This window comes from Pseudomonas sp. MSSRFD41 (assembly GCF_014230245.1).
Taxonomy (GTDB): domain Bacteria; phylum Pseudomonadota; class Gammaproteobacteria; order Pseudomonadales; family Pseudomonadaceae; genus Aquipseudomonas; species Aquipseudomonas piscis.
On record NZ_JACKZK010000013.1, the window covers coordinates 90,896 to 116,341 of the forward strand.

Below are 25,446 nucleotides of genomic sequence, written 5' to 3' on the forward strand. Positions count from 1 at the left end.
GACCGACGAGGTCTTCGTCGCAGCGGTGCGCGTTCAGCGGGCCGCCAGTAACAGCTTCGAGCGATTCAACAGAGGGAATTTCCGGTGGACGATTACCAGCAGACGATACGCACCTTGTCCGATCGCATAGTGCTGGCGCAGACACCGATCCGCGTACTGGACGCAGTGAAGTGGGACGAGAGCATCCGCAAAGGTTTTCTCAAGGCCAAGGGCAAGGAAATGCCGGCGGTGGACCGCGCCTATTACGAAGGCCGCCCGCTGTCCTTCGACTCCGGCGCGGTGAAGCTGGAATTCCAGAACATCGAGCGCGACATCACTCGCCAACTGGGCCAGTTCAACCCGGTGGGGCAGATCATGCGCCGCATGTGCAAGGAATACCGCATGGTGGTGCGCATGCTCGAGGCCCGGGGCACCGGTGACTTCGGCCTGATCTCCCAGGAGCTGTACGGCGCCGCCTCGGATGCCTTCCATGCCGGCGACCCGACCCTGGCGGACCTCGGCCTGATGATGTCCGACTACCTGAACAACATCGACGGCCGTGGCGACCTCAAGGACGAGCCCAAGACCCTGAGCGCCAAGGACGCGGTGAGCCTGCTGCAGGGCCGGCTGAACAAGGTCTTCGGCGAGGCCGAGGAAACCATCCGGGTCTTCGAGTCCGACGGTATCGTCGCCGATGCGGCGGCGGGCGCCGACTACATCAAGATCCGCAGCGATGCGATGTTCAACGACCGCGACGTAAGGGCGCTGGAAGTCCACGAAGGGCTGGTGCACGTAGGCACCACCCTGAACGGCCTGAACCAGCCGATCTGCACCTTCCTGGCCAAGGGCCCGCCCTCGTCGACGGTGACCCAGGAGGGGCTGGCGATCCTCATGGAAATCATCACCTTCGCCTCCTACCCCAGCCGCCTGCGCAAGCTGACCAACCGTACCCGGGCCATCCACATGGTGGAGGAGGGGGCGGATTTTCTGCAGGTGTTCGAGTTCTTCCGCGAACAGGGTTTCGAGATGGCCGAGAGCTATGGCAACGCCAGCCGGGTGTTCCGTGGTTCGGTGCCCACAGGGCTGCCTTTCACCAAGGACTTGTCCTATCTCAAGGGCTTCATCATGGTTTACAACTACATTCAGCTCGCCGTGCGCAAGGGCAAGCTGGAGCAGGTGCCACTGCTGTTCTGCGGCAAGACCACCCTGGAAGACATGCGTACCTTGCGCCAGCTGGTGGACGAAGGGATGGTGGTGGCGCCCAAGTACCTGCCCGAGCAGTTCCGCGACATGAACGCCCTGTCGGCATGGATGTGCTTCTCCAACTTCCTCAACCACCTGAGCCTGGACCGGATCGAGGCCGACTACTCCAACATCCTTTGATTGCAGCCGGGGGGCGCACATGGACGTATCCACAGATATCCGCAGCCGCCACGGGTTGCTTCAGCAGGCGCTGCCATCGATGCCGGATTGCGCCTCGGCGCAATACCGAGCGGGGAATCGCGGGTGAGCCGACTATTCAAGTGTTGCGCGGTACTTGCCCTGTTGCTGGGCCTGCACGGTTGCAGTTCGCTGCTGTTCTATCCCGAGCCGGGCCTGCCCTTCACCCCCGAGCGGGCCAAGCTCGAATACCGTGACGTCACCCTGACCACCGCCGACGGCCTCAAGCTCCATGCCTGGTGGTTGCCGGCCAAGGCCGGGGTGCCGGTCAAGGGCACGGTGCTGCACCTGCATGGCAATGGCGGCAACCTGGCCTGGCACCTGGGCGGCAGCTGGTGGCTGCCGGAACAGGGTTACCAAGTGTTGTTGCTGGACTATCGCGGCTACGGCTTGTCCGAGGGCGAACCCACCCTGCCGGCGATCTACCAGGACCTGGACAGCGCCTTCGCCTGGCTGGACCAGGCCCCCGAGGTCCAGGGCAAGCCACTGGTGGTCCTCGGCCAGAGCCTGGGCGGTGCGCTGGCCATCCACTACCTGGTGGAGCATCCCGAACGCCAGGCCCGGCTCAAGGCCATCGTTTTCGACGGCGTGCCGGCCAGTTATCGTGATGTCGGGCGCTACGCCCTGAGCACTTCCTGGTTGACCTGGCCCTTGCAGGTGCCGCTGTCCTGGCTGGTCCCGGATGGCGATAGCGCGATCCATTCCATGGCGCGCCTGACCGGGGTGCCGAAACTGATCTACCACAGCCTCGACGACCCGCTCGTCCCCCTGTCCAATGGCATCCGCCTGTATCAAGCTGCGCCGCCGCCGCGAGTCCTGCAACTGACCCGCGGCGACCATGTGCAGACTTTCGCCGATCCGACCTGGCGCAGCGTGATGCTGCGCTACCTCGACGATCCGCGGCATTTCGACGGGTTGCGCCGCCTGGGGGAAATCCCCAACTACCCGACGCCCCCCAATTCAGCAGTTGAACCTCCAGAGAGTCCGCAATGAGTGAAGAACGTAACGTCCTGCCAATGATCATCACCGGTATCTGCAGCATCATCGGTACCGTGGCCTGCCTGTGGTACTACGGCTACCTGCATTTCGCCAAGCCGGAGGATGCGTTGCTGCTCAACGACTTCACCATGCTCAAGACCATTCCCGGGGAGGACTACAAGATTTCCCTCAAGCCGGCAGCGCAGGTGGCCCAATGCGTGGATGGCGTGCTGGTGCTGTTCGATACCCAGCAGAAGGGCCTGACCGGTGTGTTGGTCGACAATAAGAAGCAGGCGGTGCGCTGCATGGGCCAGGAAACCCCGCAACTGGTGCAGTGAGCCCCCAGGCCCCGGGCCTGTTTCAACCAGGCATGAAAAAACGCCGCGGACCCAGGTCCGCGGCGTTTTGTTTTCCCGGCCCGTCTAGGCCGGGGGCCAGCATCAGCGGATCGTGGAGCGAGGAGCCACTGGCTGGTTGTCGTTGGAAATGGTCACTTCCACGCGGCGGTTCATGGCCCGGCCGGAAACGCTGCCGTTATCGGCTACCGGATATTCCTTGCCATAACCCTGGGAGACGATGCGCGCTGGGTCGATACCCATGCGGATCAGGGCCATCTGTACCGAGCCGGCGCGGCGCTCGGACAGCGACTGGTTGTAGGAGTCGCTGCCGGTGCTGTCGGTGTAGCCCTCGACGATCACCTTGCGGTCCGGATTCTGCTGGAGGAACTGGGCCAGCTTGTTGATGTTGGCCAGGCCGGCGGGCTTGAGGTCCGACTTGTTGAGGGCAAACAACACGTCGCCGAAGGTCACCAGGGTGCCGCGATCGGTCTGCTTGGCGTTGAGGCTGGCCTGCAGCTGCTTGATCTGCGCGTCGCGGGCATCGAGGATGGCGCGGGCACGCTGGTCGCCAGCGTCCTTGAGCTTGATCTCGGCGGTACGCAGGGCAATGGTTTCCTTGGCTACTTCAACCCGCTGATTGGTCAGGTAGGCCAATTGGTCGACTTTCTTCTCGTTCTCCTTGTCCAGGTAGGCTTTGTCGGCCTTGTTCATCCAGTCGGCGGCGTCCTTGGTTTCCAGGGCGGCGAGCTTGCTGGCCTGTGGGTTGGCTTGCAGGGCCGAGAAGTTGGTCCGGGCGTTTTCCAGGTTGGCGTTAGGCGGGGTGGAGCAGGCCGCCAGGGCTACGCTCATGGCCAGCAGGGCAGGGATCATCAGTTGTTTGCGCATAGTGTTCGTCCTTTCAATCGATTACGAGTACGTGGGAATCGGCGGCGGCTTACTGCACGCTGCGCATACCTTCCTGACGCAGTTCCTGAACGCCTTTCTGGGAGTCCTTCAGCGCCTGCTCGGCCTTGGCGGCCTGGGCCTTGCGCTCGGCGACCCGGGCGTCCCACTCGGCCTGTTCAGCCAGGCGCCGAGCCTCGTCGTAGTTCTTGTCGTGCATGGCGATTTCCGCTTGCTTGAACTTGTCCTGTGCCGCCTTCATTTCCACTGCGGCGAATTCGGTGCCGCCCGCGGTCACTGCGCTATTGACCGCGGATTGGGTAACCGCGTACTGCTCGGAAGGCGGATTCCCGGCACAACCGGCCAGTACCATGCTGCTACCGAGGGCCAGCGCGGCCAGTTTCAGTCCGCGCAGAGAGGTGAACGAGGATTTGGCAGTGCTGATCTTCATGGTTTTCAACTCCATTGGGTAACTCCTGGGAAACATCAAAATCCACCCCGGTCCTGGCGCCGTGACGCTGAGTGACTACAAGCGCTGATGGCAAAATTTGAAACGGCCGTTCCAGTGATGGCTAATGGGTGTGACCTGAGGCGTTTTTGAATAGTTCAGCGAAAGCTGGCGATTGGCCAAAAAAAATTCGGCGCCCCGCAAACCCCCGGAAACCGGGAACTTTTGCCGCTTGCAGAGGTACTCCCGGCCGCTTGCGCAGCCGGGAACGGGTGGTCGGAACAAGGGCGATTCAGTGCTTGGGTTTGTCCAACTGGCTCGACATCAGGTGCAGATGCTGGCGCGACAGCGCCAGGAAGCGCGGAGTAGGGCCGACGTCCTCATACAGTGGATCGCCTTCCTCGTCGGTGGCCACCACATGTTGGCCCTGGATATAGGGGAAGCTCGCCTCGAGCTCTTCCAGGGCGGCCCCGATCAGTTCGCCCAAAAGCTCCTCGGTCTGGCGCTTGGGGTACATCTCGGACAGGGCGGCCAGGCGCGCGGCGGCCTCCATGTCCAGGTGGATCCGGTAGCTGGTCCGGGTCAGGCGGCCCTTGGCGTTCTCTTCCCAATATTGCGCGAGTTCACGGATTTTCATGATGACCTCGATGACACCTGCTCGTGGCAGGGCGGTGGGTTGACCGGGCGGTGCCGGTGAGCGGCCGTTGTGCGGCCTATCCTTGAGACTAGCTTCATCGTCGAAGGTCGGTGCCCGGCTCGTCCCATGCTTGCTAAGGAGCGCATGCAGGCGGCACTCTTGAGCCTTCCGTGCTGCCTCATAGTCTGCTGGAGAACACCTCGATGACCGATATTGATGCGCGCCTGCGCGAAGACGTCCACCTCCTGGGGGAGTTGCTGGGCAACACCATCCGCGATCAGTACGGGGAGGGGTTTCTCGACAAGATCGAGCAGATTCGCAAGGCGGCCAAGGCCGATCGCCGCAGCTCCACCGGAGCCGAGCTGAGCGCCAGTCTCGATCCCTTGGCCGAGGATGAACTGTTGCCGGTAGCCCGGGCCTTCAACCAGTTCCTCAACCTGGCCAACATCGCCGAGCAGTACCAGTTGATCCACCGGCGTGACGAGGCGCAACCGGCGCCGTTCGAGGCCCGGGTCTTGCCGCAGTTGCTGGAGCGCCTGCGGGCCGAGGGGCATTCGGCCGATGCCCTGGCCCGTCAGCTGGGACGCCTGGAAATCGAACTGGTACTGACTGCGCACCCCACGGAAGTGGCGCGCCGCACCCTGATCCAGAAATACGACGCCATCGCCGGGCAACTGGCCGCCCAGGACCATCGCGACCTGACCAGCGCCGAGCGCGCGCAGATCCAGGAGCGTTTGCAACGCCTGATCGCCGAGGCCTGGCACACCGAGGAAATCCGCCGCACCCGCCCCACCCCGGTGGACGAGGCCAAGTGGGGGTTCGCGGTGATCGAGCATTCGCTGTGGCAGGCCATTCCCAATTACCTGCGCAAGGCCGACAAGGCCTTGTTCGACGCCACTGGGCTGCGCCTGCCGCTGGAATCGGCGCCGATCCGCTTTGCCTCGTGGATGGGCGGTGACCGCGATGGCAACCCCAATGTCACGGCTGCGGTGACCCGTGAGGTGCTGTTGCTGGCGCGCTGGATGGCCGCCGACCTGTACCTGCGGGACGTCGATCACCTGGCCGCCGAGCTGTCCATGCAGCAGGCCAGCGCCGCTTTGCTGGCCAAGGCAGGGGATAGCGCCGAACCCTACCGGGCCTTGCTCAAGCAGCTGCGCGAACGCTTGCGGGCGACCCGCAACTGGGCCCATGCGGCACTCGGGGCGGCGGTGCCGGCCGGTCCTGAGGTATTGCAGCACAACCGCGAGCTGCTGGAGCCGCTGCAACTGTGCTACCAGTCGCTGCACGAGTGCGGCATGGGCGTGATCGCCGATGGCCCGCTGCTCGATTGCCTGCGCCGGGCGGTGACCTTCGGCCTGTTCCTGGTACGGCTGGACGTGCGCCAGGATTCTGCCCGGCACACCGCAGCCATGACCGAGATCACCGATTACCTGGGCCTGGGCCGCTATGAGGATTGGAGCGAGGAAGACCGCATCACCTTCCTGATGCGCGAGCTGGGCAGCCGGCGTCCGCTGTTGCCAGGCTACTTCAAGCCCTCGGCGGACACCGCCGAGGTGCTGGCTACGTGTCGCGAGATCGCCGTGGCCCCGGCGGCGTCGCTTGGGTCCTATGTGATCTCCATGGCTGGCGCCGCCTCCGACGTGCTGGCGGTGCAGCTTTTGCTCAAGGAGTCCGGGGTATTGCGGCCGATGCGCGTGGTGCCGCTGTTCGAAACCCTGGCGGACCTGGACAACGCCGGCCCGGTGATGGAGAAGCTGCTGCACCTGCCGGGCTATCGCGCACGCTTGCAGGGCCCGCAGGAAGTGATGATCGGCTACTCCGACTCGGCCAAGGACGCCGGCACCACGGCTGCGGCCTGGGCCCAGTACCGGGCCCAGGAGCGGCTGGTGGATATCTGCCGTGAACAGCAGGTGGAACTGCTGTTGTTTCACGGTCGCGGCGGCACCGTGGGGCGTGGCGGCGGCCCGGCCCACGCGGCGATCCTGTCGCAGCCCCCGGGATCGGTGGCGGGGCGTTTCCGTACCACCGAGCAGGGCGAGATGATTCGCTTCAAGTTCGGCCTGCCGGATATTGCCGAGCAGAACCTCAACCTCTACCTGGCGGCGGTCCTGGAGGCCACTTTGCTGCCGCCGCCACCGCCCGAGCCGGCCTGGCGCCACCTGATGGACGAGTTGGCCAGCGACGGGGTCCAGGCCTATCGGGCGGTGGTGCGGGACAACCCGCAGTTCGTCGAGTATTTCCGCCAGTCCACCCCGGAGCAGGAATTGGGGCGCCTGCCCCTGGGCAGTCGGCCGGCCAAGCGCCGGGCCGGGGGCATCGAAAGCCTGCGGGCGATCCCGTGGATCTTCGGCTGGACCCAGACCCGCCTGATGCTGCCAGCCTGGCTGGGCTGGGAAACGGCGCTGAGCAAGGCGCTGGCCCGGGGCGAAGGGGAACTGCTGGGACAGATGCGTGAGCAATGGCCGTTCTTCCGCACCCGTATCGACATGCTGGAGATGGTCCTGGCCAAGGCCGATGCCGAGATTGCCCGGTCTTATGACGAGCGCCTGGTGGAGCCGGAGCTGCGGCCATTGGGTGCACATTTACGCGACCTATTGTCGCAGGCGTGCGCGGTGGTCCTGGGGCTGACCGGGCAGTCGCAACTGCTGGCCCACAGTCCCGAGACCCTGGAGTTCATTCGCCTGCGCAACACCTATCTCGACCCGTTGCACCTGTTGCAGGCCGAACTGCTGGCCCGCTCACGCAAGCAGGAGGCGCCCCAAGGAAGCCCCGTGGAACAGGCGTTGTTGGTCTCCGTGGCGGGTATCGCCGCCGGCTTGCGCAATACAGGTTGAGGCCGGTGGGGAGCGTCGGGCGGAATTGGCACAGCCCCGATTGGGATAAATACTGAGTGTCGCTCAGATCTATCTGGCGACACTTTGTTACGGGGTTGCGACTTGTCATACCTCGCCAACAGGGCACGAAAAGGCCGGGTTCCTCCGACTTTCGACTGCTTGTGTGCGCTGTGTCGGCTGTGTATCTTGATCAGCCTTTGGCCGTTTGGGCGGCTTTAACCTGATTTTTGAGATTGGCCCGACGAGGCGAATCCGAGCGTTTCTAAATAAAAAATTGAGGAGCACATCGATGCGCGTAATTCTGCTGGGAGCTCCCGGGGCCGGTAAAGGTACTCAGGCAAAGTTCATCACCGAGAAGTTCGGCATTCCACAGATCTCCACCGGCGACATGCTGCGTGCTGCGGTCAAGGCAGGCACCGAGCTGGGCCTGAAGGCCAAGAGCGTGATGGACAGCGGCGGCCTGGTTTCCGATGACCTGATCATCAACCTGGTCAAGGAACGCATCAGCCAGCCTGACTGCGCCAACGGCTTCCTGTTCGATGGCTTCCCGCGCACCATTCCTCAGGCCGAAGCTTTGGTGAAGGCCGGTGTCGAACTGGACCACGTGGTGGAAATCGCCGTCGACGACGAAGAGATCGTCCAGCGCATCGCCGGTCGCCGTGTGCACGAGGCTTCGGGCCGTGTGTATCACACCGTCTACAACCCGCCGAAGATCGCTGGCAAGGACGACATCACCGGTGAAGACCTGGTGCAGCGCAAGGACGACACCGAGGAAACCGTGCGCCATCGCCTGTCGGTCTACCACTCCCAGACCAAGCCGCTGGTTGAGTTCTACCAGCAGTTGGCCGCGTCCCAGGGCAAGCCCCAATACAGCCATATCCCTGGCGTGGGCTCGGTGGAAGTGATCACCGCCAAGGTGCTCGAAGCCCTGAGCTGAACAACCTTATCGTTTGATCGCACAACGGCCCGCTTGCGGGCCGTTGCTGTTTATAATGCGCCACTTTTTTTATGCGATGGAATCCCCGATGAGCACCTTGCTGGCCCTGGACACCGCGACTGAAGCCTGCTCCGTTGCTTTGCTGCATGACGGCAAGGTCACGAGCCATTACGAGGTGATTCCGCGCCTGCATGCGCAGAAGTTGTTGCCGATGATCAAGGAACTGCTGGACAACGCCGGGACGACCTTGCAGGCGGTGGACGCCATTGCCTTCGGTCGTGGCCCTGGTGCCTTCACTGGAGTGCGGATCGCCATCGGCGTGGTGCAGGGCCTGGCCTTTGCCCTGGACCGCCCGGTACTGCCGGTGTCCAACCTGGCGGTCCTGGCCCAGCGGGCCTTGCGCGAGCACGGCGCGACCCAGGTCGCGGCAGCCATCGATGCGCGCATGGATGAAGTCTATTGGGGCTGCTACCGGGAAGTCGCCGGGGAGATGCGCCTGGTGGGCAATGAGGCGGTCCTGCCTCCCGAGGCTGCCGCCTTGCCCGAGGGCAGTACCGGCGACTGGTTCGGTGCCGGTACCGGGTGGGGTTACGGCGAGCGCATTGCGCTCAGCCTCAGTGGCCAGGACGCGGGCATGCTACCCCATGCCGAAGACCTGCTGGCGCTCGCGCGGTTCGCCTGGGAGCGCGGCGAGTCGATCCGTGCCGACGATGCCCAGCCGGTCTACCTGCGGGACAAGGTAGCCACGCCCAAGGCTCGTTGAATAAGCCCGTGCCGATGGGCGGATGGAATGGGTAACCTCCACGACCAACGCCAATCGTCCGGTTTTTGACGCGAATCCTGCCCGGATTCAAACCTTTTGGCTTTTCTGTGTTCTAGTTATCACTCGGGCATTTGCTAAGTCGAAGCAGTGCCGCTAAATTGCCATCATCGACCCCGGGCTTTCCAGTATGCGTATAGACGGCATCTCCTCGCACTCCTACCCCATCAAGCGCAAGCCTCGCAAAGGTCGGGCGCAGGTAGACGAGTCCCTGGACGATATCGATGCCATCGAGGTCCAACCCGAGCCCGCGGCCCAGGGCCGTTCCCAGTCAGCCTCCCGTACCAGCAATCTTCCCGCCCGTCCCCAGGACATGATCTTCCAGCGTGCCATGAAAAGAAGCGTGGCCAATGCCCTGGCCAGTTACCTGACCACCGCCGGTTTCGTCGATTGGGACATGGAAGTGGTGGGGCTCGACCTGCACATCTGATGTTGCCTTATTTTCTCGGCTGTCCTTCCTGGAGTGAAAACGCCTGGCGCGAGTACCTGTACCCGGAGGATGCACGACCCAGCGATTTCCTCGGCCTGTACTGCCAGGTGTTCAACGCCGTCGAGGGTAATACCACCTTCTATGCCCGGCCCGCGCCAGCCACGGTGGAGCGCTGGGCGCAGATCATGCCCGGGCACTTTCGTTTCACCGCCAAGTTCCCGGGCGATATCAGCCATGGCGGCGATCTGCGCGAACAGCTACCGGCCGCCGAGAGTTTCATTCAGTTGCTCAGCCCGCTGGGTGAGCGGGTGTCGCCGTTGTGGCTGCAGTTGCCGGCCACCTTCGCGCCACAGCGCCTGGGCGAACTGGTGGAATTCATCGATGGCCTGCAGCGACCGCTGGCGGTGGAGGTCCGGCACCCGGAGTTCTTCGCCAAGGGCGATGCCGAGCGGATGCTCAACCGCTTGCTGCTCGAACGCGGTGTCGAGCGTATCTGCCTCGATCCACGAGCCCTGTTCAGCTGCACTTCGACGGCACCCGCGGTGCTGCATGCGCAGTCGAAGAAACCCAAGGTGCCGCCGCGACCTGCGGCATTCACCCAGTTTCCCCAGGTGCGTTTCATTGGCCATCCCGAGCTTGCGGCCAACGATTCGTTCCTGGTGCCCTGGCTCGACAAGGTCGCCGGCTGGATCGAAGAAGGGCGTACGCCCTATGTTTTCCTGCACACCTCCGACAACCGCATGGCCGCTGAACTGGCCCGGCGTTTTCATGCGCGCCTGATGCAACGTTTGCCTGGTTTGCCCGCCTTGCCTGAGTTATACAGGGAACCCGCCGCGGAGCAGCTTGGTTTGCTCTGAGGTGCTTTCACAGCCTTTAGGAGCGAGTAATGGACCACGCGCAAACCCTTCGTGCCAATGCTTTCAAGGCCCTGCATGAGCGTGCCGGAGCTTTTGTCATTCCCAACCCCTGGGATGCCGGTTCCGCCAGGCTGCTGGCCGGCCTGGGTTTCGAGGCCCTGGCCACCACCAGTGCCGGCTATGCGTTTTCCCTCGCGCGCCCGGATGCCGAAGGCGCCTTGAGCCTGGCAGATACCCTGGCCAATGTGCGCGGCATCGTCGGCGCCAGCGAGTTGCCGGTAGCCGTGGACCTGGAAAACGGTTTTGCCGACAACCCCCGGGAGTGCGCCCAGGCCCTGTTGCAAGCGGCTGCCTGCGGCGCGGTGGGTGGCTCGATCGAGGACGCCACCGGCCGTGCCGAGGATCCCATCTACGATTTCCAGTTGGCGGTGGAGCGCATCGAGGCTTGTGTCGCGGCAGTGCGTAGCCTGCCGTTTGCCTTCACCCTGACTGCCCGGGCGGAAAACCAGTTGCACGGTTGCAATGACCTGGCGGACACCATCCGCCGCCTGCAGGCCTACGCCGAGGCCGGTGCCGACGTGCTCTACGCCCCGGCGCTGCGCAGTGCGCAGGAGATCAGCCAAGTGGTGCGGGCGGTGGCGCCCAAGCCGGTGAACGTGCTGATGTCCGGCGGCCTGGACCTGAGCGTGGGGCAACTGGCGGAGTTGGGCGTGAAGCGCATCAGTGTCGGTTCGGCCCTGGCCCGGGCGGCCTATGGCGCGTTCTACCAGGCGGCACAGGAGATCCGTGATCAGGGCCGCTTCGATTTCGCCGAGCGGGCGATTCCCTTCGGACAGATCAATCAATTGTTCAAGCAGTCGTAAAAAGGGAATTGGCGTGAGGGCAAGGAAGGTTGCGGGCGCCCTGGTGTTGCTGGGTGCCCTGTTGCTGATTGGCGTTCGGCTGGGCTGGCTGCCGCTGGCAGATGCCTGGAATCCCTGGGCTCCGCTGGACGTGCGGGCCGAGCCCAATCTGTTGACCCGTTTCAAGCTGGCCCGGCTACGAGATAATCCACAACTGTGCGACCAGGCCCTCGCGACCTCGGGCTTGCGCACCAGTCGCCAACCCGACAGCCGTGCCGATGTGGACTGTCCCTTGAGCAATACCGTGCGAGTGCAGGGTGGCGATATCGCCCTGAGCAGCAGCTTCCTCGCCAGTTGTCCGCTGGCCGTGGCCTTTGCCCTGTACCAGCGCCATGGCTTGCAGCCGGCGGCGCAGCAGGTGTTTGGCCAGCGGGTGGCGCGCGTCGATCACCTGGGCAGTTTTGCCTGTCGCAATATGTACCACCGCAAGACTGGCTGGCGCAGCGAGCATGCCAGTGCCAATGCCCTGGATATCGCCGGCTTTCGCCTGAGTGACGGACGCAACATCAGCGTGCTCAGGGATTGGCCGAAGGACAGTGCCGAGGGACGGTTTTTGCGCCTGGCCCGGGAGGGTGCCTGCGACGCTTTCAACGTGGTGCTGGGGCCGGATTTCAACAGCGCCCATCGCAACCATTTCCACCTGGACCTGGGGCCGCTCTGGCGTTGTCGCTAAGGGGCAGGATCAGGCGGCGATGCGCAGGTTCTGCAGGATCAGCGGACGGGCCCAGCCCATGTCGAAGTCCATCTGCCGTTGCTGCTCGATAAGTTCTTGCGGCGGGAATGGCTCGGCCGGCTTTTCCAGCAAGTCCATCTCGAATTCGGCGATCGGTAGGTGCAGCGGGCGCGGTTCCGGGGCCGGGCCGGGCTCTGGCAGGGGCTGGCCGGCATTGAGCACGATCGGGCGTACCCAGCCGCTCTCGAAATCTTGCTGGCGTTGCTGGGCGATGATTTCTTCCGGCGGGAAGGGCGGGGCCGGCTTGTCCAGCAGATCCATCTCGAACTCGGCGATGGGCAGGAACAGTGGCTCGGGCGGACGGACTTCGGTGTCCTGGACCTCGCAACCGCGCTGGTTGACGATCTGCGCCAGTATCTCGCTGCCGCCGGCAGGTTCCACCGGGCCATCGACGGCCACCTTGGGCATGGCTTCAACGCCGGCGCCATCACCTCTTTGCTCGGCCAGGGCCTGGGCAAAGAAGTCCTGCCACAGGTGGCTGACGCCACTGAGTGCCTGGGAGTTGCGCAGGCCATAGTCGCCATGGGGCGAGATATAACCTATCGATGTGCGTTGAATGTCTGACATTGCTCTCGGTCGACGCTGAGCTCTGGCAAAATGGCCGATAGTCCTGTTATCGGCAGTTTTTGCCGATCATTAATTTTTTGAGCGTGGTTTCAGATGAGTGAGCAACCTGCGGCCTGCCGCATCAACGTCGAGGCCCTGGATGCCGGGTTCGAGTCCGAGGCCCGGCAGTGGGCCGAGCGCCTGGGCCTGCCGTTGCAGGTCGAGGATGCCGAGTTCGCCCTGCAGGTGGGCGAACACGGGCTGCAACTGCAGCAATTGGGGCCTGAGGCTCCAGGGCCGGTACGGGTGGATTTCGTCGAAGGCGGCGCGGCCCATCGGCGCTTGTACGGCGGCGGCAGCGGCCAGATGATCGCCAAGGCCGCGGGCGTGGCCCAGGGCGTGCGGCCACGGGTGCTGGATGCCACGGCGGGCCTGGGCAAGGATGCTTTCGTGCTGGCGACCCTGGGCTGCCAGATGAGCCTGATCGAGCGCCAGCCGCTGATTGGCGCTCTGCTGGAGGATGGCCTGGCCCGTGCGGCGCAGGATGCCGAGGTGGCGCCCATCGTTGCGCGGATGCAGCTGCTCAAGGGCAATTCCATCGAGCTGATGCGCAACTGGCAAGGCGAACCGCCCCAGGTGATCTACCTCGACCCGATGTTCCCCCACCGCGAGAAAAGCGCCCTGGTGAAAAAGGAAATGCGCCTGTTCCGGCCTCTGGTGGGCGACGACAACGACGCACCGGCATTGCTGGAGGCTGCCCTGGCCTTGGCCAGCCACCGGGTGGTGGTCAAGCGTCCGCGCAAGGCGCCATGCATCGATGGGCCCAAGCCCAGCCATGGCCTGGAAGGCAAGTCCAGTCGCTACGACATCTACCCCAAGAAGGCTCTCAAGGCCTGAGCCGTGGCGGCGAGATCAGTCCGGTCCCGGGCGATAGGCGCGCATGAACAGCCCCACCACTTCCCGTACGTGTTCCTCTGCGGCGGCCCCTGTCAGGGGCTTGCCGCAGCCATAGAGGAGGCGGAAATTCGCCCCGCCCTTGAGCATGCAGAAGAAATGCTCGGCGGCGTTGCGCGGCTTATCGATGTACAGGGTGCCTTGCTGATGGATCTTGCCCAATAGCCGCTCCATGCCCTGCAAGACACGTTCGGGGCCGGCTTCGAAGAACACCTGCGAGAGCTTGGGGTCCTGGCTGCCCAGGGTCATGATCAGGCGGTGCAGGTTGACCGACTCGTCGCTGTTGACCAATTGGTGAAAGCCCCGGCCAATAGCCAGCAGCAGGCTTTGCACCGAGGTGCCCGGCGTCAGCTCGTAGATCAGGGTGGGTAATTGTTCCTCGCACTTGGCCACCACGGCGGCGGAAAACAGCGTCTCCTTATCGTTGAAGTGGCTGTATACCGTGAGCTTGGAAACCCCGGCTTCAGCGGCGACCGCATCCATGCTGGTGTTGGCGTAGCCATTGCTCAAGAACAGGTTCTTGGCTGCTTCGAGAATGGCTTGACGTTTTGCCAGATCCTTGGGCCTGCCTGGCCCAACGTTTGCGGCGTGATTGTCGGACATTTTTTCGTTGTTAATACTGGACTGGTGAGTTTGCTATTAATAACATACTGGCCAGTATAAATATTCCAAGCCCCATTAGCGAAAGGTCGCCGCCATGTTGCGCTATGCCCTGCCAGTCAGCCTGGCTTTTTTTCTGTCTGCTTGTGGGCACGAAGAGCCCGTCCAGATCGGCGTCCGGCCGGCCATGGTGGTACAGCCAGAGCCTTCGGCACGGGCTTTGGACAGCTATCCCGGCGAAGTCCGGGCCCGTTACGAACCGGACCTGGCGTTCCGTATCGGCGGCAAGGTCAGCCGACGGCTGGTAGAGGAGGGCGAGCGAGTCAAGGCCGACCAGCCGCTGGCCGAGCTCGACCCCCAGGATGTGCGCCTGCAACTGGAGGCCACCCGGGCCCAGGTCACCGCCGCCAGCGCCAACCTCAACCTGGTGCGTGCCGAGCGCGATCGCTACAAGGCCCTGCTGGACCGGCAGATGGTCAGCCATTCGCAGTACGACAACGCCGAGAACCTCTATCGTGCCGGCGAAGCACGGCTGAAGCAGATCAAGGCTGAGTTCGATGTCGCCAGTAACCAGGCCGGCTACGCCGTGCTGCGGGCGCCCCAGAATGGCGTGGTAGCCAAGCGGGCAGTGGAAGTGGGGCAAGTCGTGGCTGCCGGGCAGACGGTCTTCACCCTGGCCACCGATGGCGAGCGGGAGGTGCTGATCAGCGTACCGGAACAGAACTTCGGTCGTTTCAAGGTCGGCCAGCCAGTGTCGGTGGAACTCTGGACCCAGCCGGGACAGCGTTTTGCCGGACATATCCGCGAGTTGTCGCCAGCCGCCGATCCACGCTCGCGGACCTTCGCCGCGCGCATTGCCTTCAATGCTGGCAAGGTCCCGGCGGAACTGGGCCAGAGTGCCCGGGTGTTCGTCCAGAACGGCGAGCAAGTGGCGCTGTCGGTCCCGCTGTCGGCCTTGACCGCCGAAGGCGGGGCCACCTACGTCTGGCGGATCGACGCCAATAACACCCTGCACAAGACCCCGGTGCGGGTTGGCGCCTTCAACGAAAAGACCGTGCCGGTGCTCGAGGGCCTGAGCCCATCCGACTGGGTGGTGGCGGCAGGCGTGCATGTGCTCCACGAGGGCCTGCAAGTGCGCCCTGTGGATCGCTCCAACCGTGTGGTCAACCTGGCGGCCAAGGAGTAATCCCCGATGGGTTTCAACCTTTCCGCCTGGGCGTTGCGCAATCGCCAGATCGTCCTGTTCCTGATGCTGCTGCTGGCCATTGTCGGGGCGTTGTCCTACACCAAGCTGGGCCAGAGCGAAGATCCACCCTTCACCTTCAAGGCCATGGTGATCCGCACCAATTGGCCGGGGGCCACGGCCCAGGAAGTGTCGCGCCAGGTCACTGAGCGCATCGAGAAGAAGCTGATGGAGACCGGCGAGTACGACCGTATCGTGTCCTTCTCGCGGCCCGGTGAATCCCAGGTGACCTTCATCGCCCGGGACTCGATGCACTCCAACCAGATTCCCGAACTCTGGTACCAGGTTCGCAAGAAGATCAGCGATATCCGCCACACCCTGCCGCCAGGCATCCAGGGGCCGTTCTTCAACGATGAGTTCGGCACCACCTTCGGCAACATCTACGCGCTGACCGGGCAGGGTTTCGACTACGCGGTGCTCAAGGACTACGCCGACCGCATCCAGATCCAGCTGCAACGGGTCAAGGACGTGGGCAAGGTCGAGCTGCTGGGCTTGCAGGACGAAAAGATCTGGATCGAACTGTCCAACGTCAAGCTGGCGACCCTGGGCCTGCCCCTGGCGGCGGTGCAGCAGGCCCTGGAGGAGCAGAACGCGGTATCCACCGCAGGGTTCTTCGAGACTTCCAGCGAGCGCGTGCAATTGCGCGTGTCCGGTAATTTCCAGACCGTGGAGCAGATCCGCAGCTTCCCGATCCGTGTGGCCGGACGCACCTTCCGCATCGGCGATGTCGCCGATGTCCGTCGTGGCTTCAACGATCCGCCCGCGCCGCGCATGCGCTTCATGGGCGAAGACGCCATCGGCCTGGCCGTGGCGATGAAGGAGGGCGGTGACATCCTGGTGCTGGGCAAGGCCCTGGAGGGCGAGTTCGCGCGGTTGCAGAAAACCCTGCCGGCGGGCATGGAGCTGCGCAAGGTCTCCGACCAGCCGGCGGCGGTGAAGACCGGGGTCGGCGAGTTCGTCCGGGTACTGGCCGAGGCGCTGATCATCGTACTGCTGGTGAGCTTTTTTTCCCTGGGTATCCGCACCGGGATGGTGGTGGCCCTGGCCATTCCCCTGGTGCTGGCGATGACCTTCGCCACCATGTATTACCTGGGCATCGGCTTGCACAAGATTTCCCTCGGCGCCCTGGTCCTGGCCCTCGGCCTGCTGGTGGACGACGCGATCATCGCGGTGGAGATGATGGCGATCAAGATGGAGCAGGGGTTCGACCGGATCAAGGCCGCGAGCTATGCCTGGACCAGTACCGCGTTCCCGATGCTGACCGGCACCCTGATCACCGCGGCGGGTTTCTTGCCGATCGCCACGGCCCAGTCGGGCACGGGTGAGTACACCCGTTCGATCTTCCAGGTGGTGACCATCGCCCTGGTGACTTCGTGGATCGCCGCGGTGGTGTTCGTGCCGTACCTGGGCGAGAAGCTGCTGCCGGATCTGGCCAAGCTCCATGCCGCCAAGCACGGCGCCGAATCCAATCCCCACGGCACGCCGTTCTACCAGCGGGTACGCCGGGTGGTGGGCTGGTGCGTGGAGCGGCGCAAGACGGTGATCGTCCTGACCATCCTGGCGTTCGTCGGCTCGGTGCTGTTGTTCCGCTTCGTCCCGCAGCAGTTCTTCCCGGCTTCGGGCCGCCTGGAACTGATGGTCGACCTGAAACTGGCCGAAGGCGCCTCCCTGAGCAATACCGCCGAAGAGGTCAAGCGCCTGGAAGCGATGCTCAAGGATCACCCGGGCATCGACAATTACGTGGCCTACGTCGGCACCGGTTCACCGCGCTTCTACCTGCCCCTGGACCAGCAGCTGCCGGCCACCAGCTTTGCCCAGTTCGTGGTCCTGGCCAAGAGCATCGAGGATCGCGAGAGCCTGCGCAGCTGGTTGCTCGATACCCTCAATCAACAGTTCCCGGCCTTGCGTTCGCGGGTCACGCGCCTGGAGAACGGCCCGCCGGTAGGTTATCCGGTGCAGTTCCGGGTCACTGGCGAACACATCGAGCAGGTGCGTGCCCTGGCCCGCAAGGTGGCGACCAAGGTGCGCGAGAACCCCCATGTGGCCAACGTCCACCTGGACTGGGAAGAGCCGAGCAAGGTGGTCTACCTGAACATCGACCAGGATCGTGCCAGGGCCCTGGGCGTGAGCACCGCCAACCTGTCGAAGTTCCTCCAGAGCTCGCTGATCGGCTCCACCGTCAGCCAGTACCGCGAGGACAACGAGCTGATCGAGATCCTCCTGCGCGGCACCCGCGAGGAGCGTACCGAACTGTCGCTGTTGCCGAGCCTGGCGGTGCCGACCGATAACGGCCAGAGCGTGTCGCTATCCCAGGTCGCGACTGTGGAGTACGGCTTCGAGGAAGGCGTGATCTGGCATCGCAACCGCCTGCCAACGGTAACCGTGCGGGGCGATATCTATGGCAAGGAGCAGCCGGCGACCCTGGTTCAGCAGATCCTGCCGACCCTGGAGCCGGTACGTGCCGAGTTGCCCGATGGCTACTTGCTGGAGGTCGGCGGCACCGTCGAGGACTCCGCCCGCGGCCAGAACTCGGTGAAAGCTGGCGTGCCACTGTTCATCGTGGTGGTGCTGACCCTGCTGATGGTCCAGCTGCGCAGCTTCTCGCGCACGGTCATGGTGTTCCTCACCGCTCCGCTGGGGCTGATCGGCGTGACCCTGTTCCTCCTGGTGTTCCGCCAACCCTTCGGCTTCGTGGCGATGCTGGGCACCATCGCCCTGTCGGGGATGATCATGCGTAACTCGGTGATCCTGGTGGACCAGATCGAGCAGGACATCAGGGCCGGACAGAAACCCTGGGATGCGATTATCGAGGCCACGGTGCGGCGCTTCCGGCCTATCGTGCTGACCGCCCTGGCGGCGGTGCTGGCGATGATCCCACTGTCGCGCAGCGTGTTCTTCGGGCCAATGGCGGTGGCGATCATGGGCGGGCTGATTGTCGCTACGGCGCTGACCTTGCTGTTCCTGCCGGCACTCTATGCGGCATGGTTCAGGATCAAGAAGGACTGAGGCGATTGCGCGACGCAGGAGCCGGGCGACCGGCTCCTGCGGGTGAGGGCAGGGCCTACAGGGTGCCGAAGACTTTCTTGGCCAGGCTGGTGGCCGCGGCGCCCGGGTTCTGGCGAATGGTTTCTTCCTGCTTGCCGATCATCTCGAACAGGCCGTTGAGCGCCTGCTCGGTCACGTAACCCTCGATATTGGCGCTCTTGGCATCCAGCACGCCAAGGGTCGCAGCCTGTCCGGCGAAGGAGTTGTACTGCTTGGCCAGGCCGACCTGGTCGGTGGCCTGCTTGACGATCGGCAGGAACTTGGCGCGGATCTGCTCACGACTGCTCTTGTCCAGGTATTGGGTGGCTGAATCCTTGCCACCGGCCAGGATGCCCTTGGCATCGGCCACGGTCATCTTCTTCACGGCATCCACCAGCAGCGCCTGGGCTTGCGGGACTGCCGCCTCGGCGGCCTTGTTCATGCTGGTTTCCAGCTGTTCGACCTGCTCGCCCATGCCGAACTGCTTCATCTTCTTGGCGACCTTGCCCAGGTTGCCCGGCAGCTCGATGCGTACGTCCGGGTTGTTGCTGAAGCCGCCGGGGGTGCCCAGCTGCTTGACGGCGATTTGCGCACCCTGGGTCAGGGCATCCTTGAGACCGCCGCTGGCATCGCCCTGGGACAGGTCGCTCAGGGACAGGGCCAGGGCACTGGCGGAGATCATCAGGCCAGCGCACAGGCTGGTGAAACGGAGCGAGGTACGGAGCATGGCGGCTTCCTTGTGCAGTGGGGGTTAACGGACAGCGTCGACACGGAGCTTGAACGGCTGCGGATCGCTGCCGTCGAGTTTGACTCCGTTGTGTTCGGTGGTGATGAAGATCAGCTGGCCATCGACTTCGATGCGCGCACTGAGCGAATAGGTGTGGCCAGGCTTGACCTGCGCCGGGTCGTAGTCGAGATGGAAGGGCAGCGGCACCTGGCCCTTGACGGGCCCGCGTTGCTCGGCCAGGAGCACCGCCGGCGCATCGGCCAGGGACACGTCCTGCAGGCTCACGCTCAGGGTGGCGGTCGCTGGCAGGGCGACGCGTTGCAGATAGAAGACTTCACCTTCGAGGCTGGCCTTGGTCGCAGGCGCGGTGGATTGGCAAGCACCGAGCAGCGCCGCGGCGGCCAGCAGTATGAGCTTCTTCATGGCGGATCTCCGTATCTGGGGCGCCGCGCAAGCCGCGGCGCCCTTGAGAATCTACTCGCTTTGCGCCGCCGTCGCGACTTGCTCGGCGGCGTCTTCGCTGCGGTGCAGGGCGACCTGGCGGATCGACAGGCGAATCTCCGCCGGCAGCACGCGCTTGGCAGCGCCCTCGGCCAGCTCCCCCAGCAGTTCGTGGTAGCTCAGCTTGCCGGCGTCGTCGCGGTGCAGCACGCCCTGGTCCAGCAGGGTCTGGATGAAATGGCGGAACAGGCTCTTGTCGAAGAACTCCGGGGCATTGAGGCCATGCAGGATCGACAGGCGCTGGGCCATGACGGTGCAGAGGTCTTCCAGCTCTTCGGCGCTGATGCTGTTCTGGCCGCTGTTGAGCAACAGCGAAATGGCCATGTAGAAGCGCTGCAGGGTCTGGGCGATGCTCTTGGACAGCAGGGTCAGCAGGACGAAGTGGCGCGAGCTGGGCGCCGGGCGCTGGTACATCTCTTTCTCGAAGCGCAGCAGGCCTTGCTCGACGAAGGCTTGCAGCCACTGGTCCACTACCGCGTCCAGTTCTTCCAGGGGCCAGCGGATGAACAGCTCGGCCTGCAGGTACGGATACAGGGCGCGGGTGTAGCGCAGGATCTGCTCGCGGCTCATGCGCGAGGCGCTCTGGAAGAAACTCGCCAGCAGGGCCGGCAAGGCGAAGATGTGCAACACGTTGTTGCGGTAGTAGGTCATCAGGACGGCGTTCTGCTCGTCCAGGTAGAGGATCTTGCCCAGGGCATCGCTCTGCTCGGCCAGCAGGTCCATGTCCTTGACGTGCTGGATCAGCGCCCGGCCATCGCCTTCCGGCAAGGTGGTGTGGGGCGAGTAGGGCACGCTGCGCAGCAGGGCCAGGTACAGGTCCAGCACCCGGGCCATGGCGCGGTCGTCCAGGGCCAGGCGGCTGGTGGAGAGCAGGGCCAGGGCCACCAGGTTCACCGGGTTGATCGCGGCGGCTTCGTTAAGGTGCTGCGCGACCCGTTCGCCCAGGCGGTTGGTGGTTTCGTTGAGCCAGGCCGGACGGAACTGCGGGCCCAGTTCCTGCGTGCGCCAGCCCGGTTGCTCCTGGTCGAGGAACTCTGCCAGCTTGATCGGTTCGCCGAAGTTCACCGCCACTTGGCCGAAGCGCTGCTTGAGCGCGCCGATGACCTTGAAGATGTCGAAGATCGACTCCTTCTTCTTGCTCGCGCCACGCAGCTCGCCCAGGTAGGTGCGGCCTTCCAGCACCCGCTCGTAGCCGATGTACACCGGCACGAAGACGATGGGCATGCGCGAGGAGCGCAGGAAGCTGCGCAAGGTGATGGCCAGCATGCCGGTCTTGGGTTGCAGCATCCGTCCGGTGCGCGAGCGCCCGCCCTCGACGAAGTACTCCACGGGAAAGCCCTTGGTGAACAGGGTGTGCAGGTACTCGTTGAACACCGAGGTGTAGAGCGGGTTGCCCTTGAAAGTGCGGCGCATGAAGAAGGCCCCGCCGCGGCGCAGCAGGCCGCCGATCAGCGGCATGTTGAGGTTGATCCCGGCGGCGATGTGGGGCGGGGTCAGGCCATTGCGGAACAGCAGGTAGGACAGCAACAGGTAGTCGATATGGCTGCGATGGCAGGGCACGTAGATGACTTCGTGGCCCTGGGCGATCTTCTGCACGCCTTCGAGGTGGTTGACCTTGATCCCGTCGTAGATCTTGTTCCAGAACCAGCTCAGCACCACTTCCAGGAAGCGGATCGCGGTGTAGGTGTAGTCCGAGGCGATCTCGTTGCCATAGCGCAGGGCCTGGGCCTTGGCCTTTTCCGGGGAGATCTTCTCGCGCTCGGCTTCATCCAGGATCGCCTGCTTGACCAGGGGCTGGTTGAGCAGGCCCTTGACCAGGTTGCGCCGGTGGGAAATGTCCGGGCCGATGACGGCGGCCTTGAGGTTGCGAAAGTGCACCCGCAGGATGCGCTGGGCCATGCGCACGGTGCGCTCGTGGCCCTTGTTGTGCTCGATCAGCTCGCGCAGGTGGATCGGTGCCGAGAACTGCACCCGGGTCTTGCGTCCCAGGATCATGATGCTCAGCAGGCGACGCAGGCGTCCGGTGACCGCCCAGCTGTCGGCGAACAGCAGCTTCCAGGGGCTGGACTCGCTGTCCGGGGACTGGCCCCAGAACACGCTGACCGGGATGATCTGCGCATCTTCGGTGGCGTTCTGGGCCAGGGCGCTGACCAGGCGGGTCAGGGTCGGTGGGGCGCCGCGCTTGTCCTGGCGGCCGAGCCAGTCCGGTTCCGGGGTCAGGTAGAAGAATGCCGCGGGTTCCAGCAGGTTGCCCACCGACACCGGCAGTACCGGGCGTGGCAGGCCGGCCTTGGTGCACTCGGTGTCCACCACCGCCAGGTCGCTCAGGGACGGGTTTTGCAGGACGTAGAACACCGGTCGGCTGCGGTCCAGGTCAAGAGTGAAGGACGACTGGTTGATGGTTTCCGAGCGTACCCAGAGATACAGCAGGCGGCGCAAGGTGCCAAACACGAGACGGCGGATCGGGGAGCGGGTCATACGGTTTCTACGTGAGTGAATAAAAAACCAAGCGCAAGCCTGGGGGGAGGAGCCGTGGTCGCTGGGACAGGTCGCGACGGCAGCTCGCTTGTTGCGGAAAAAGGTGCGAGAAGTACGGTTTGTTCGCTCCCGCCCGGTGGTCGGCGACGTCGTCCGGCAACGCGGCTCTTTACCTGGCAGTAGTGGGCGCTAGTGTGCCGGATTCGTCGAAAATCGGCAAAAACGCCACCAAACAAGATTGAGTTGAGAGTTTTTCCACCTGTCATATACTCGGCCAACTCTCCCGCAGTCGTATCGCTTCCACTCATAGAGAAGCAGGCCCAGGGAAAGTTCTCCAGGTTTGGCGGCAGAGCGCCGAGCCAATAATAAAAAATTGAGGGATGGATTCATGACTACTCGTGAGACCGGCAGCGTGAAGTGGTTCAACGACGCCAAGGGCTACGGCTTTATCCAGCGTGAAGGTGGAGCGGACGTGTTCGTTCACTACCGGGCGATCCGTGGCGAAGGCCACCGTTCCCTGACTGAAGGCCAGCAGGTGGAGTACGCCGTGGTCGAAGGCCAGAAAGGCCTACAGGCCGAGGACGTCGTCGGCTTGTAAGGGCTCTGCCCGGCCGGAGCGAAGCGTGCTCGCGATAAACGCTGTCGCGAGCAAGCCTCGCTCCGGCCGTCATTGGCGTCAGGCGCAAGCGCAATCAGGCGGTGCGCCAGGTAATCTCTTCCTCACCGTCGGTGCTGATGCGAATCCAGCGATCGGCGGACTCTTCACCTTCTTCTTCGACCCAGCTACCCGGTGCGCAGCGCACCTCGACGTTGAGCGCGGCGAACGCGGCGCGGGCGCAGGCGATGTCGTCGTCCCAGGGCGTCTGGTCGCTTTCCAGGTAGAGGCTGTTCCATTTGCCCACGGCCTTGGGCAGCCAGGTCACCGGCACCTGGCCGGCAGTGCATTTGTAGGTCTGGCCCTTCTGTACCCATTGGCTGCAAGGACCCAGCACGGCGCCGAGCCAGGCGGCGATGGCCTTGTGGTCGACGTCGGCGTCTTTCAGGTAAATCTCGATATCGGGCTGGCGCATGGATGTCCTCATTGCCGGTCTGAAAAATCCATTCGCGGATTTATCCGACCCCGGGCCCATGCCCGGGGTCGTGGTTGAAGTGGGGTCACTGCAGTACGAAATAATCGTAGCGCATCGATACGCTGACCTCGAACGGCTGCTCTTGCTCGATCACCGCGGCCCGGCGCTCGGCGCTGGCACGCCAGCCATGGGGCGTCATGGCCAGCAGGTTGGCGCGATCTTGCGGGCGATCCAGGCGCAGCTTGAATTCCAGGACCTCGCTATGGTCCAGGGCCATGCCCTGTGGCACCAGGGCCAGGTGCTTGTCGTCGGTGTATTCCCGGACCTCGTCGTACAGGCGTTCGCGCAGCTCCATCAGGTGGCCGCTGGTAGGCCCGACCTTCATCAGGCCGCCGCCAGGGCTCAACAGGCGCTTGGCTTCCTGCCAGTCCAGGGGGCTGAAGACGCTGGCCAGGAACTGGCAACTGCCCTCGGCCAGGGGAATGCGCGCCATGCTGGCGACCATCCAGGTCAACTGCGGGGCCCGGCGGCAGGCGCGCTTGACCGCTTCCCGGGAAATATCCAGGGCGTAGCCATCGGCTGTGGGCAGAGCCTGGGCCAGTTGCGCGGTGTAGTAACCCTCGCCACAGCCAATGTCCACCCAACGCTGTGGTGCCCGCTCGGCGGCCAGCTCGGCCAGGCGCGCGGCCACCGGGGCGTAGTGCCCGGCGTTGAGGAAGTCGCGGCGGGCCTCGACCATGGCCTGGTTATCGCCCGGGTCGCGGCTGTTCTTGTGCTGTACCGGCAGCAGGTTCAGGTAACCCTGGCGGGCGCGGTCGAAGCGATGCCCGGCCGGGCACACCACGCCATTGTCCTGGGTGTTCAGCGGGGCGCTGCAAAGAGGGCAGGCGAGCATCAGGCGAGCAACCGGACCAGGGTCTGGTAGTAGATCTCGGTCAGCACGTCGAGGTCGCTGGCCAGGATCCGCTCATTGACCTGGTGGATGGTGGCGTTGACCGGCCCCAGTTCCACCACCTGGGTGCCCAGGGTGGCGATGAACCGGCCATCGGACGTACCGCCGCTGGTGGAGGCCTTGGTCTGGCGGCCGGTGACCTGCTCGATGCTGGCCGATACCGCGTCGAGCAAGGCGCCTGGCTCGGTGAGGAACGGCAGGCCGGACAGCGCCCACTCCACGTGCCAGTCCAGTTCGTGCTTGTCCAGGATTGCCGCGACCCGCTGTTGCAGGCCTTCGACGGTGGATTCGGTGGAGAAGCGGAAGTTGAACAGGGCCACCAGCTCACCGGGAATCACGTTGGTGGCGCCGGTGCCGGAGTTGAGGTTGGAGATCTGGAAACTGGTGGGCGGGAAGAAGGCGTTGCCGTCGTCCCAGTGTTCGGCCGCCAGTTCCGCCAGGGCCGCGGCGGCCAGGTGGATAGGGTTCTTGGCCAGGTGCGGATAGGCCACGTGGCCCTGGACCCCACGGACCGTGAGCTTGGCGCCCAGGGAGCCGCGGCGGCCATTCTTGACCACATCGCCCACCAGGCTGGTGCTCGAAGGCTCGCCGACGATGCACCAGTCCAGGCGTTCCTTGCGCGCTGCCAGGCGTTCGACCACGGCCTTGGTGCCATGGTGCGCCGGGCCTTCTTCATCGCTGGTGATCAGGAACGCCACCGAGCCCTTGTGGTCCGGGTAATCGCCGACGAAGCGCTCGGCGGCCACCAGCATCGCCGCCAGGCTGCCTTTCATGTCCGCCGCGCCACGGCCGCAGAGCATGCCGTGTTCGTCGATCAGGGCCTCGAACGGATCGTTCTGCCAGGCCTGGACCGGGCCGGTCGGCACCACGTCGGTGTGGCCGGCGAAGCACAGCACCGGGCCTGCGTGCTTGCCATGGGTGGCCCAGAAGTTGTCCACATCCTCGATGCGCATCGGTTCCAGCTGGAAACCGGCATCGCCCAGGCGCTGCATCATCAGCTTCTGACAGTCGGCATCGACCGGGGTCACCGAGGGGCGACGGATCAGGTCACAGGCAAGTTGCAGGGTCGGCGAAAGCTCGGCGTGGGCCGTCATGGGAAACTCCGGTGCAAGGCGTTATGTGTAGGAGCGAGCGGG

Annotated in this window: 25 protein-coding genes; 14 read left to right on the top strand and 11 right to left on the bottom strand. The window is 64.4% G+C overall.

The window, feature by feature from the left end:
* Positions 1-84: 84 nt before the first annotated feature.
* The 3 genes from H7A76_RS19700 (at position 85) to H7A76_RS19710 (ending at position 2,735) form a co-directional block, all read left to right on the top strand.
* Positions 85-1,362, top strand: coding sequence for a flavohemoglobin expression-modulating QEGLA motif protein (locus H7A76_RS19700; protein WP_409299473.1), 1,278 nt, complete (start codon positions 85-87; stop codon positions 1,360-1,362).
* Positions 1,363-1,485: 123 nt separating this feature from the next.
* Positions 1,486-2,412: an alpha/beta hydrolase gene (locus tag H7A76_RS19705; protein WP_185700042.1), complete on the top strand. Its 927-nt coding sequence runs from the start codon at positions 1,486-1,488 to the stop codon at positions 2,410-2,412.
* Positions 2,409-2,735 (top strand): hypothetical protein, encoded by a 327-nt coding sequence (locus H7A76_RS19710; RefSeq protein ID WP_185700043.1) that lies wholly within the window; start codon positions 2,409-2,411, stop codon positions 2,733-2,735. The genes H7A76_RS19705 and H7A76_RS19710 overlap by 4 nt, the downstream gene beginning before the upstream one ends.
* A gap of 102 nt (positions 2,736-2,837) precedes the next feature.
* On the opposite strand, the gene H7A76_RS19715 is transcribed toward H7A76_RS19710, so the two are convergent.
* From H7A76_RS19715 to H7A76_RS19725, 3 genes are all read right to left on the bottom strand, one after another.
* Entirely contained in the window at positions 2,838-3,620 is a 783-nt protein-coding gene (locus H7A76_RS19715) for an OmpA family protein (RefSeq protein WP_185700044.1), read from the bottom strand.
* A 49-nt stretch (positions 3,621-3,669) separates the two neighbouring features.
* Entirely contained in the window at positions 3,670-4,083 is a 414-nt protein-coding gene (locus H7A76_RS19720) for a DUF4398 domain-containing protein (protein WP_058433424.1), read from the bottom strand.
* Positions 4,084-4,357: 274 nt separating this feature from the next.
* On the bottom strand, positions 4,358-4,702 hold the full coding sequence (locus H7A76_RS19725) for a pilin assembly protein (protein ID WP_185700045.1): 345 nt from the start codon (positions 4,700-4,702) through the stop codon (positions 4,358-4,360).
* Positions 4,703-4,905: 203 nt separating this feature from the next.
* Here H7A76_RS19725 and ppc point away from each other — a divergent pair, with 203 nt between their 5' ends.
* From ppc to H7A76_RS19760, 7 genes are all read left to right on the top strand, one after another.
* A complete protein-coding gene (gene ppc / locus H7A76_RS19730; protein WP_185700046.1) occupies positions 4,906-7,536 on the top strand; it encodes a phosphoenolpyruvate carboxylase in 2,631 nt (876 codons plus the stop codon).
* A 289-nt stretch (positions 7,537-7,825) separates the two neighbouring features.
* Complete coding sequence (gene adk, locus H7A76_RS19735; protein WP_185700047.1) at positions 7,826-8,473, top strand: adenylate kinase; 648 nt, start codon at positions 7,826-7,828, stop codon at positions 8,471-8,473.
* 88 nt (positions 8,474-8,561) lie between these two features.
* Positions 8,562-9,236, top strand: a complete 675-nt coding sequence (gene tsaB / locus H7A76_RS19740; protein WP_185700048.1) for a tRNA (adenosine(37)-N6)-threonylcarbamoyltransferase complex dimerization subunit type 1 TsaB — start codon at positions 8,562-8,564, stop codon at positions 9,234-9,236.
* 187 nt (positions 9,237-9,423) lie between these two features.
* On the top strand, positions 9,424-9,723 hold the full coding sequence (locus H7A76_RS19745; RefSeq protein WP_185700049.1) for a hypothetical protein: 300 nt from the start codon (positions 9,424-9,426) through the stop codon (positions 9,721-9,723).
* Entirely contained in the window at positions 9,720-10,580 is an 861-nt protein-coding gene (locus tag H7A76_RS19750; protein WP_185700116.1) for a DUF72 domain-containing protein, read from the top strand. Before H7A76_RS19745 ends, H7A76_RS19750 begins: the two co-directional genes overlap by 4 nt.
* 29 nt (positions 10,581-10,609) lie before the next feature.
* Positions 10,610-11,443, top strand: coding sequence for an oxaloacetate decarboxylase (locus H7A76_RS19755; RefSeq protein ID WP_185700050.1), 834 nt, complete (start codon positions 10,610-10,612; stop codon positions 11,441-11,443).
* A 13-nt stretch (positions 11,444-11,456) separates the two neighbouring features.
* Entirely contained in the window at positions 11,457-12,155 is a 699-nt protein-coding gene (locus tag H7A76_RS19760; RefSeq protein ID WP_185700051.1) for an extensin family protein, read from the top strand.
* 9 nt (positions 12,156-12,164) lie between these two features.
* Here H7A76_RS19760 and H7A76_RS19765 read toward each other — a convergent pair whose 3' ends face one another.
* Positions 12,165-12,782, bottom strand: a complete 618-nt coding sequence (locus tag H7A76_RS19765; protein WP_185700052.1) for an energy transducer TonB — start codon at positions 12,780-12,782, stop codon at positions 12,165-12,167.
* A 93-nt stretch (positions 12,783-12,875) separates the two neighbouring features.
* Here H7A76_RS19765 and H7A76_RS19770 point away from each other — a divergent pair, with 93 nt between their 5' ends.
* Positions 12,876-13,658, top strand: a complete 783-nt coding sequence (locus H7A76_RS19770) for a class I SAM-dependent methyltransferase (RefSeq protein ID WP_185700053.1) — start codon at positions 12,876-12,878, stop codon at positions 13,656-13,658.
* Between the two features lie 15 nt (positions 13,659-13,673).
* Here H7A76_RS19770 and H7A76_RS19775 read toward each other — a convergent pair whose 3' ends face one another.
* Positions 13,674-14,318: a TetR/AcrR family transcriptional regulator gene (locus tag H7A76_RS19775; protein WP_185700054.1), complete on the bottom strand. Its 645-nt coding sequence runs from the start codon at positions 14,316-14,318 to the stop codon at positions 13,674-13,676.
* A 94-nt stretch (positions 14,319-14,412) separates the two neighbouring features.
* Here H7A76_RS19775 and H7A76_RS19780 point away from each other — a divergent pair, with 94 nt between their 5' ends.
* Entirely contained in the window at positions 14,413-15,501 is a 1,089-nt protein-coding gene (locus tag H7A76_RS19780; protein ID WP_185700055.1) for an efflux RND transporter periplasmic adaptor subunit, read from the top strand.
* Between the two features lie 6 nt (positions 15,502-15,507).
* The gene (locus H7A76_RS19785) at positions 15,508-18,564 is read left to right on the top strand and encodes an efflux RND transporter permease subunit (RefSeq protein ID WP_185700056.1); all 3,057 of its coding nucleotides are present in this window, start codon (positions 15,508-15,510) and stop codon (positions 18,562-18,564) included.
* A gap of 55 nt (positions 18,565-18,619) precedes the next feature.
* Here H7A76_RS19785 and H7A76_RS19790 read toward each other — a convergent pair whose 3' ends face one another.
* From H7A76_RS19790 to plsB, 3 genes are read right to left on the bottom strand one after another with little or no spacing between them, the layout of a single operon-like run.
* Positions 18,620-19,309: a DUF4197 domain-containing protein gene (locus tag H7A76_RS19790; protein WP_085596164.1), complete on the bottom strand. Its 690-nt coding sequence runs from the start codon at positions 19,307-19,309 to the stop codon at positions 18,620-18,622.
* Between the two features lie 24 nt (positions 19,310-19,333).
* Positions 19,334-19,732, bottom strand: a complete 399-nt coding sequence (locus tag H7A76_RS19795; RefSeq protein ID WP_185700057.1) for a YbaY family lipoprotein — start codon at positions 19,730-19,732, stop codon at positions 19,334-19,336.
* 51 nt (positions 19,733-19,783) lie between these two features.
* Positions 19,784-22,288, bottom strand: a complete 2,505-nt coding sequence (plsB, locus tag H7A76_RS19800; protein WP_185700058.1) for a glycerol-3-phosphate 1-O-acyltransferase PlsB — start codon at positions 22,286-22,288, stop codon at positions 19,784-19,786.
* A gap of 388 nt (positions 22,289-22,676) precedes the next feature.
* On the opposite strand from plsB, the gene H7A76_RS19805 reads away from it, so the two are divergent.
* Complete coding sequence (locus H7A76_RS19805) at positions 22,677-22,886, top strand: cold-shock protein (RefSeq protein WP_022642562.1); 210 nt, start codon at positions 22,677-22,679, stop codon at positions 22,884-22,886.
* 94 nt (positions 22,887-22,980) lie between these two features.
* Here H7A76_RS19805 and H7A76_RS19810 read toward each other — a convergent pair whose 3' ends face one another.
* From H7A76_RS19810 to dapE, 3 genes are all read right to left on the bottom strand, one after another.
* Positions 22,981-23,358 carry a hypothetical protein gene (locus H7A76_RS19810; protein WP_022642563.1) on the bottom strand — a complete coding sequence of 126 codons (378 nt, stop codon included), beginning with the start codon at positions 23,356-23,358 and terminating at the stop codon, positions 22,981-22,983.
* Positions 23,359-23,443: 85 nt separating this feature from the next.
* The gene (locus tag H7A76_RS19815) at positions 23,444-24,253 is read right to left on the bottom strand and encodes a putative RNA methyltransferase (RefSeq protein ID WP_185700059.1); all 810 of its coding nucleotides are present in this window, start codon (positions 24,251-24,253) and stop codon (positions 23,444-23,446) included.
* Positions 24,253-25,404: a succinyl-diaminopimelate desuccinylase gene (gene dapE / locus H7A76_RS19820; protein ID WP_185700060.1), complete on the bottom strand. Its 1,152-nt coding sequence runs from the start codon at positions 25,402-25,404 to the stop codon at positions 24,253-24,255. The genes H7A76_RS19815 and dapE overlap by 1 nt, the downstream gene beginning before the upstream one ends.
* Positions 25,405-25,446: the final 42 nt, after the last annotated feature.

What these genes read in the sequence shown, in the direction of transcription:
- H7A76_RS19710 (WP_185700043.1), top strand. Translation starts at nt 2,409, where the DNA reads ATGAGTGAAGAACGTAACGTCCTGCCAATGATCATCACCGGTATCTGC.
- H7A76_RS19715 (WP_185700044.1), bottom strand. Translation starts at nt 3,620, where the DNA reads ATGCGCAAACAACTGATGATCCCTGCCCTGCTGGCCATGAGCGTAGCC.
- H7A76_RS19720 (WP_058433424.1), bottom strand. Translation starts at nt 4,083, where the DNA reads ATGGAGTTGAAAACCATGAAGATCAGCACTGCCAAATCCTCGTTCACC.
- H7A76_RS19725 (WP_185700045.1), bottom strand. Translation starts at nt 4,702, where the DNA reads ATGAAAATCCGTGAACTCGCGCAATATTGGGAAGAGAACGCCAAGGGC.
- ppc (WP_185700046.1), top strand. Translation starts at nt 4,906, where the DNA reads ATGACCGATATTGATGCGCGCCTGCGCGAAGACGTCCACCTCCTGGGG.
- adk (WP_185700047.1), top strand. Translation starts at nt 7,826, where the DNA reads ATGCGCGTAATTCTGCTGGGAGCTCCCGGGGCCGGTAAAGGTACTCAG.
- tsaB (WP_185700048.1), top strand. Translation starts at nt 8,562, where the DNA reads ATGAGCACCTTGCTGGCCCTGGACACCGCGACTGAAGCCTGCTCCGTT.
- H7A76_RS19745 (WP_185700049.1), top strand. Translation starts at nt 9,424, where the DNA reads ATGCGTATAGACGGCATCTCCTCGCACTCCTACCCCATCAAGCGCAAG.
- H7A76_RS19755 (WP_185700050.1), top strand. Translation starts at nt 10,610, where the DNA reads ATGGACCACGCGCAAACCCTTCGTGCCAATGCTTTCAAGGCCCTGCAT.
- H7A76_RS19765 (WP_185700052.1), bottom strand. Translation starts at nt 12,782, where the DNA reads ATGTCAGACATTCAACGCACATCGATAGGTTATATCTCGCCCCATGGC.
- H7A76_RS19770 (WP_185700053.1), top strand. Translation starts at nt 12,876, where the DNA reads ATGAGTGAGCAACCTGCGGCCTGCCGCATCAACGTCGAGGCCCTGGAT.
- H7A76_RS19775 (WP_185700054.1), bottom strand. Translation starts at nt 14,318, where the DNA reads ATGTCCGACAATCACGCCGCAAACGTTGGGCCAGGCAGGCCCAAGGAT.
- H7A76_RS19780 (WP_185700055.1), top strand. Translation starts at nt 14,413, where the DNA reads ATGTTGCGCTATGCCCTGCCAGTCAGCCTGGCTTTTTTTCTGTCTGCT.
- H7A76_RS19785 (WP_185700056.1), top strand. Translation starts at nt 15,508, where the DNA reads ATGGGTTTCAACCTTTCCGCCTGGGCGTTGCGCAATCGCCAGATCGTC.
- H7A76_RS19790 (WP_085596164.1), bottom strand. Translation starts at nt 19,309, where the DNA reads ATGCTCCGTACCTCGCTCCGTTTCACCAGCCTGTGCGCTGGCCTGATG.
- H7A76_RS19795 (WP_185700057.1), bottom strand. Translation starts at nt 19,732, where the DNA reads ATGAAGAAGCTCATACTGCTGGCCGCCGCGGCGCTGCTCGGTGCTTGC.
- plsB (WP_185700058.1), bottom strand. Translation starts at nt 22,288, where the DNA reads ATGACCCGCTCCCCGATCCGCCGTCTCGTGTTTGGCACCTTGCGCCGC.
- H7A76_RS19805 (WP_022642562.1), top strand. Translation starts at nt 22,677, where the DNA reads ATGACTACTCGTGAGACCGGCAGCGTGAAGTGGTTCAACGACGCCAAG.
- H7A76_RS19810 (WP_022642563.1), bottom strand. Translation starts at nt 23,358, where the DNA reads ATGCGCCAGCCCGATATCGAGATTTACCTGAAAGACGCCGACGTCGAC.
- H7A76_RS19815 (WP_185700059.1), bottom strand. Translation starts at nt 24,253, where the DNA reads ATGCTCGCCTGCCCTCTTTGCAGCGCCCCGCTGAACACCCAGGACAAT.
- dapE (WP_185700060.1), bottom strand. Translation starts at nt 25,404, where the DNA reads ATGACGGCCCACGCCGAGCTTTCGCCGACCCTGCAACTTGCCTGTGAC.